Source organism: Micromonospora sp. NPDC051543 (genome assembly GCF_044454415.1).
Taxonomy (GTDB): domain Bacteria; phylum Actinomycetota; class Actinomycetes; order Mycobacteriales; family Micromonosporaceae; genus Micromonospora.
Genome location: NZ_JBITDT010000005.1, coordinates 435,128 through 441,928 on the forward strand (window position 1 = coordinate 435,128; position 6,801 = coordinate 441,928).

The 6,801-nt window shown below is 71.7% G+C and carries 8 protein-coding genes; 5 read left to right on the plus strand and 3 right to left on the minus strand.

Annotation, left to right across the window (positions count from 1 at the left end):
- Positions 1–73: 73 nt before the first annotated feature.
- Both ACIA3K_RS12175 and ACIA3K_RS12180 read right to left on the minus strand, forming a co-directional pair.
- Positions 74–1,201 (minus strand): PP2C family protein-serine/threonine phosphatase, encoded by a 1,128-nt coding sequence (locus tag ACIA3K_RS12175; RefSeq protein ID WP_396800800.1) that lies wholly within the window; start codon positions 1,199–1,201, stop codon positions 74–76.
- Positions 1,202–1,302: 101 nt separating this feature from the next.
- A complete protein-coding gene (locus ACIA3K_RS12180; RefSeq protein ID WP_396800802.1) occupies positions 1,303–1,938 on the minus strand; it encodes a septal ring lytic transglycosylase RlpA family protein in 636 nt (211 codons plus the stop codon).
- A 187-nt stretch (positions 1,939–2,125) separates the two neighbouring features.
- Between ACIA3K_RS12180 and ACIA3K_RS12185 the strand changes: the two genes are divergently transcribed.
- From ACIA3K_RS12185 to ACIA3K_RS12195, 3 genes are read left to right on the plus strand one after another with little or no spacing between them, the layout of a single operon-like run.
- Positions 2,126–2,677, plus strand: a complete 552-nt coding sequence (locus ACIA3K_RS12185) for a phosphoribosyltransferase family protein (protein WP_396800803.1) — start codon at positions 2,126–2,128, stop codon at positions 2,675–2,677.
- A gap of 33 nt (positions 2,678–2,710) precedes the next feature.
- The gene (locus ACIA3K_RS12190; protein WP_396800805.1) at positions 2,711–3,772 is read left to right on the plus strand and encodes a questin oxidase family protein; all 1,062 of its coding nucleotides are present in this window, start codon (positions 2,711–2,713) and stop codon (positions 3,770–3,772) included.
- Between the two features lie 58 nt (positions 3,773–3,830).
- Positions 3,831–4,262, plus strand: a complete 432-nt coding sequence (locus tag ACIA3K_RS12195; protein ID WP_396800806.1) for an ASCH domain-containing protein — start codon at positions 3,831–3,833, stop codon at positions 4,260–4,262.
- 7 nt (positions 4,263–4,269) lie between these two features.
- Here the strand turns inward: ACIA3K_RS12195 and ACIA3K_RS12200 are convergent, their stop codons facing one another.
- On the minus strand, positions 4,270–5,151 hold the full coding sequence (locus ACIA3K_RS12200) for an LLM class flavin-dependent oxidoreductase (RefSeq protein ID WP_396800807.1): 882 nt from the start codon (positions 5,149–5,151) through the stop codon (positions 4,270–4,272).
- Positions 5,152–5,282: 131 nt separating this feature from the next.
- Here ACIA3K_RS12200 and ACIA3K_RS12205 point away from each other — a divergent pair, with 131 nt between their 5' ends.
- Together ACIA3K_RS12205 and ACIA3K_RS12210 are read left to right on the plus strand one after the other, a co-directional pair.
- The gene (locus ACIA3K_RS12205; protein WP_396800809.1) at positions 5,283–5,987 is read left to right on the plus strand and encodes a dihydrofolate reductase family protein; all 705 of its coding nucleotides are present in this window, start codon (positions 5,283–5,285) and stop codon (positions 5,985–5,987) included.
- Positions 5,988–6,006: 19 nt separating this feature from the next.
- On the plus strand, positions 6,007–6,651 hold the full coding sequence (locus ACIA3K_RS12210; RefSeq protein WP_396800810.1) for a dihydrofolate reductase family protein: 645 nt from the start codon (positions 6,007–6,009) through the stop codon (positions 6,649–6,651).
- Positions 6,652–6,801 lie beyond the last annotated feature (150 nt).

Consider the following 6,801-nt stretch of genomic DNA (forward strand, 5'->3'; position numbering starts at 1 on the left):
ACTCGCGGGTAGGCAGCGACAAGCCGATCAGCGGAGTGACGGCGATTACACAGTTTCCGAGCGGTGGTCCCGTTCAGCTCTCGGCGGCGCCGACTTCCCAGCTCGGCACGGCCGACGTGACCCCGGTACGGGAACCGACGTACTCCATGAGGACCAGCGCGATGTCGTCGTCCAGGCGACCGTGCACCCACTCGACGAGGGCGGTCTCGAGCGACGCGAGCCCGTCGGCGACCGTGCCGTGCCCGAGCAGCCGCCACGCCCGGTCGGCGGTGGGGAAGAACTCGCCGTCCCGCCGGGCCTCACCGAGACCGTCGGTGAACAACAACAGGCGGTCGCCCGGTTCCAGGCGTTCCACCCGGGGCCGGACCGCCGGCATGAACCCGAGCGGCGGCGCGGGCGCCGGCGGCTCCAGCGGGATCACCGCGCCCCGGCGCAGCAGCAGCGGAGAGGGGTGGCCGCAGTTGACGATCGTGAGCGTCCCGCCCCGCTCCTCGACGAGCGCGGCCGTCACGAAATCCTCGTCGCCGACGTTGCGGGCCACCGCGCGGTCCAGGTCGGCGACCACGGCACGCAGGTCGGCCCGCTCGTAGGCCACGTGCCGATACGAACCCAGGACGATGCTGGCCAGGCGCACCGCGTCCAGACCCTTGCCACGTACGTCGCCGATGATCATGCGGACGCCGTACGGGGTGTCGATCGCCTCGTACAGGTCCCCGCCGATCTCGGCGGTCGCGGTGGAGGAGATGTAGCGGCCGGCCACCGAGAGCATGCCGATCTGCGGTCCGAGCGGACGCAGCACGGCCTGCTGGGCCACCGACGCGAGCTTGGTCAGCTCGGCTATCTGCTCCGCCTGCCGCTGTCGTACCCAGGCCACCGCCACGGCCAGCCCGCTCGCGAGCCCGACCGCCACCATGTTGACCGAGGTCACCAACATCATCCTCGGGTCGGTCGCCGCGAAGGCGATCCCGATCACGGTCGCCACGGCACCCACGCCCAGCACCACGCGCCAGGCCGCCAGCGCGGCGGCCAGGATCGGTGCGGCGGCCAGGAGCGCGACGTAGTGGACCCGGCGGCCGTCGGCCAGTTCCAGCACCGAGACGATCGCGAGCAGGACGACGGCCGCGCCGATGCCGGCGCGGGATCCGGGGCTCAGCGGGCTACGGCCCGACTGGAGGAGTCGCGTGGGTACGAGGGACAGCATGCCTGATCGACGTGAACCGGTGAATGAACCTGGCCCGTCGTCCGAGGATGTTCTGTCCACCCGGCCCACGCTCGTAACCGTATCGGCGTTCTCGAATACGCTCAGCCGAGAACCTCGTAGCGAACGGTGAGCGCGCCGACGTCGACCGAGGCGATGGTCGCGAAGGCGGCACGGGACAGGTCGAGGCAGCGGCCGTCGATGAACGGTCCACGGTCGTTGATCCGCACGACGACCGACTTGCCGTTGCTCGGGTTGGTCACCCGGACCTTGGTGTTGAACGGCAGGGTCTTGTGCGCCGCGGTCAACTCGTTCGGGTTGAACGACTCACCGTTGGCCGTGAGCTGCCCGTCGGAGTAGAAGGACGCGCCACACGATCCGCTCTCCAGGACCTTCGCCGCCGGCGTGGTCTTCTTGACCTTGGGGCTCGGCTTCGGCGACGCGGTGCGGGCCTTGCCCCGGGAGGCGGCCTGCGGCGAGCGGCTGGCGGACGGGCTGGCCGTCACGCTGGGTGTCGCGGTGGCACTGGCGCTCGGCGAGACGCTCGGGGAGGCGGGGGTGAGGCTGGCGGCGGTGGTGGGGGTGAAGTCCAACGCCGCCTGGCCCGACTGGCCGGAGCCCGACGTGAGCTGGACGGCGCCGACCGTGCCGCCGACGGCCAGGGCGACGCCGACCGCCGCGGTGGCCGCGATGCCCGCCGGGGAGGAGAAGATGCGGGTACGGGAGTGCCTACCTGCCACCGGCCCGGTCCTTTCGTCGATTGAACAAACCGGGTCGGACCGTAACGAGAGAAGCACTTCCGAAGTCAACGTGATCATGGTGGTATGCCAGTATTTGCCCCAGTAGCTATAGCCGATCATCCGAGGCGGGGTGGGTCGAGCGGCCCAGGTGCGGACGCGCCGGGTGCCCGTGCCGCACGATGAGCGGATGCCGACCGAACTGACCGGACGCCTGGCCGCCCTGTTCCGCTGGATCGACCCCGGCCCGGGCGTCAGCCACCTGGTCAGTGACATCTCCGGCTGGTGGCGCGACCCGACGGTGCTGGCCGAGCTGGGCCCCGCCCTGGTCGCCCCGTACCGGGAGGCCCGACCGACGGTGGTGCTCGCCCCGGCGGTCACCGGACTGCTGATCGGACCGCTGGCCGCGACCGCCCTCGGGGTCGGCTTCGTGGCCGCGCACAAACCCGGCGACGGCAGGTTGCCGGCCGGCCCGCTCACCTGGGCACAGAGCCCGCCCGACTACCGGGGACGGCGGGTCGACCTGGCCGTACGGGAGCGACACCTCGGCCCCGACGACCGCGTGCTCGTGGTGGACGACTGGGTACGCACCGGCGCCCAGATCCGCGCCCTCTACGACATCTGCGCCACGCGCGGCGCGCAGGTCCTCGGGGCGGCCGTGGTGGCCGTCGACTGCCCGCCGGAGACCGTCGCCGCGCTTCGGATCACCGGCCTGATCACCGACGAGGAGTTGCCGGGTTGACCTGAAGCGCACTTCACCTTCGACGATCGACGTATGAGCGACGGAATCCTCGACGAGGCGTACGAACGGCTGCACCACACCGGTCCCGAGTTCGAGGGCTGGCTCTCCAACCACGGCCCGATGGCCGTCGAGGCGCTGGTCCGGCACGGATACGAGCGACAGGTGCACCGCTGGCTGGACGACTACCTGACCCGGCTGGACGAGCTGCCGCGCGGCCTACGCCCGATCGACGACTGGCGGGCGGCGCTGGGCGACGCGAAGCGGACCGGCGACTGGCTGGCGTACTTCGACCGACAGCTGCGCGAGGCGCCGTGGCGGGACGTGCTCGGCACCTGGTGGCCCCGACTGCTGCCCGGCATCGCTGCGGGCGCCACCCACGGGGTGATCCGGGTGGGGCACGCGGTACGCGCCCTGCACCTGTACGGGGCGAACCCGCCCCGGCTCACCGAACTGGGCCAGGCCCTCGGCTACTGGGCGGCCCGTTGGCAGCAGGTGCCCGGCGCCGACCGACTCCTCGCTCCGGTCCTGTCGGACAGCGACGCCGAGCAGGCCGACCAGGACGGCCCGGACGTGGCCGCCGCGCTGGCCGGGCTGCCCCGCATCGACGACCGGACCGGGGGCATCCGGGAGCGGTTGGGGAGGCTGGGGAGCGTACCCCGGTGGGAACCGGCGCTCGCGGCGCTGCGCCCCGCGCGGACGCCGGGCGAGGCGGAGCGAGGGCTCGGCACGCTCGTGTACCGCGCCGGCCTCGACTACCTGCGCTTCGGGCACGCGGAGCCGGTCATGCTGGTGCACGCGGTGACGGCGCCGACCGCCGTGCTGCGTACCCTGCCGGCACTCGATGAGGCACTCTGGGCGCCGAGCTTCGCCGCGGCCTGGGCCGCGACGGCGGCCGTGACCTCGGTGTACGCCTCGAACGACGCGGTGACGCCGCCGTCGGTCGCCGCCGGGACCCCGGCGGAGATCTTCGCGCGGGCGGTCCGGCACGGCGACGAGCACGTGGTCAAGCTGGCCGACGCGGTCCTCGACGCCCACGCGGCCACCGGGGACCAGCGGCTGCTCGACGCCGCCGGCTACGCCGTGCAGTTGATCTGAGCCGCGCCGGAAAGGATTACGGCGGCGCGTCCGGTCGCGCTGGCCTAGCCTCGGCAGGATGTGGCCTCGGATCGCTGACCTGCGCACGCTCGCCCTCGGCACGCCGGGCGAGCTGCGGACGACCCTGAACACGTTGGTGCTGGCCGGTGTGAAGACCGCGACCGCCGGTCGGCTGGCCGAGTACGCCGAAGAGAACGAGGAACTGGAGCAGGTCGGCGAACGGCTGGCGCTCGTCGACGACGACGACGCGTTGGCCGGCGTCGTCGAGATCACCGGTGTCGAGGTGGTCCGCTTCGGCGACGTGCCCTGGGAGTTCGCCCGCGCCGAGGGCGAGGGCGACCGCTCGATCGAGGAGTGGCGGGCGGGGCACGCCGCCTACTGGGCGCGGCTCGGCACACCCGTCGACAACGACACCCCGATCGTCTGCCTGCGGCTGCGGCTGGTCTCCGGCGGCGAGGGCGGGGTGGCCACCGGAGACCTGGGCACCTGAGCCGGCGCTATCCGCGCAGCTCAGGCAGCAGTCGGGTCGCCACGTCGACCAGGACGGCCTCGTCGCCGGCGTACCAACTGCTGGGGCGCGGCCAGTGCGTCACCACGTCGGTGAAGCCCAACTCCGCGGCCCGGCCGACCTGGTCGGCGAAGAACTGCGCGCTGGTCAGCGAGAACACCGGCGCGGAGTCCAGCAGGAGGTAACGGTCCAGCGTGGCCGGGTCGCGGCCGGCCTCGGTGAGCGTCCGGTCCATCCGCGCGGACAGCGTCGAGACGCTGCTCCACCAGCTCGCCAGGTCGTTGTCGTCGCCGGTGCCGGTGGTCACCCACCCCTGCCCGAAGCGGGCCACCAGCCGCATCGAGCGCGGCCCGTTGGCGGCCACCACGAACGGCACCCGGGGCTGCTGCACGCAGCCGGGGTTGTTGCGGGCGTCCACCGCGGCGAACCAGTCACCCCGCCACGTCGTGCCGTCCTCGCGCAGGATCAGATCCAGCAACTCGGTGAACTCGGCGAACCGGTCGACCCGCTGGCGCGGCGGCAGCGTCTCGCCACCCAGCACCGCCGAGTCGAACCCGATTCCGCCCGCACCGAGACCGAGCAGCAGTCGACCGTCCGACACGTCGTCCACCGTGGTGATCTGGCGGACGAACGCGGCCGGATGGCGGAAGTTCGGCGACGCCACGAGCGTGCCGAGTCGAATCCGGGACGTCACGGTGGCGGCGGCGGTCAGCGTGCTCATGGAGTCGAACCATGGGCCGTCGACCAGGTCTCGCCAGCCCAGGTGGTCGTACGTCCACGCGTGGTCGAAGCCCCACTCCTCGGCCTGCCGCCAGCGGTGCTGCGCCTGGCTCCAGCGCTGGTCCGGCAGGATCACGATGCCAATCCGCATGATCGCCAGCCTACCGGGACGCAGATGTGACTCAGGTCACAAAGGATCCGGGTAGGGGTGTCGCGATCGACTCCGACCTCGTTGCGAGCAGGCACCCGACGGGTGCCGCCCGAGCAGAGGAATCAAGCGAGATGACGAAGGTGACCGCCCAACTGTCGGTGTCCTTGGACGGGTTCTACGCCGGCCCGCAGTTCGACGGCGACGGCAACTGGATCGACTCGGCCGAGGCCGCCGGTTTCTTCCGGATCACCCGCTGGGCCACGGAGGCAGCGGCCTGGCGCGAACGGCTGGGCTTCGCCGGTGGCGAGCGGGACGCCAACTCCGACGTGATGGCCGAGACGTTCGAGGCGGCCGGCGCGTACGTCATGGGCCGGCGGATGGCCGACGGCGGCGAGGTGCCGTGGGGCGAGGAGCCTCCGTTCCGCGCACCGGTCTTCGTCGTCACCCACCGACCTCGCGAAACTCTGCTGCGCGGCGGTGGCACCAGCTTCACGTACGTGACCGACGGAGTGGCCAGCGCCGTCGAGCAGGCACGTGCCGTGGCCGGCGGAAAGAACGTAGCCGTGGCCGGCGGCGGCAGCCTCGTACGACAGGTGCTCAAGGCCGGCCTGCTCGACGAGTTGGAGCTGCACGTCGTACCGGTCGTGCTCGGCACCGGCCTGCGACTCCTCGACGCCGACCTCGACCTCGGCGACAAGGAGGCGATCGAGCTGACGCCGACCCGGGTCATCCCTACGCCGCAGGTAACCCACATCCGGTACGTCGTGGACGGCCGCGCCCCACTCGTCCTCGACGATCGGGGTCGGGGCGGCGGACCGACGACGACCACCAACTGACGTCACAAGGGGATTTCTCATGCCACAGCTACTGCGGGTGCAGTGCTTCAACGTCTCGCGCGACGGGTTCGGCACCGGGGAGGGGCAGAGCCTGGAACGGCCCTTCGGCCACGCCGACCCCACCGCGCTGTTCTCCTGGCGCTCCGCCACCGCCAGCTTCATCTACCGCACCGAGCCCGGCGGAACCCGCGGCCTGGACGACTACCTCACCCGCGACGCCGAGCACAACATCGGCGCCGAGATCATGGGCCGCAACAAGTTCGGCCCCCAGCGTGGACCGTGGGAGAACCACGAGTGGCAGGGTTGGTGGGGAGACAACCCGCCATTCCACACGCCGGTCTTCGTGCTCACCCATCACGTACGGCCGTCGTTCACCCTCGCCGACACCACGTTCCACTTCCTCGACGCCAGCCCGGCCGAGGCGCTGGCCCGGGCGAAAGAGGCAGCCGACGGGCGGGACGTACGCCTCGGCGGCGGGGTGGCGACCATCCGCGAGTTCCTCGACGCCGACCTGGTCGACACCCTGCACATCGCCGTCGCCCCCGTCGACCTGCACCGGGGCGAGCGGCTGTGGGACAGCCCTGACGAACTGCTCGACCGCTTCCACCTGGATTCGGTGCCCAGCTCCAGCGGCGTAACCCACCTGCTGTTCTGGAGGCGGTAGTCGCGCCGGCGCACATGCCCGCGAGCCCGCAGATCTTGGACACTTCCCGTTCTGACTTGGGCTCAACCGGTGGTTGCAACACCCCCTGTTGGTGGTTGTCGTTGGGGTGGTTATGGCGTCGAGGTTGAGTGCGTTGGAGCGGGAGCAGAT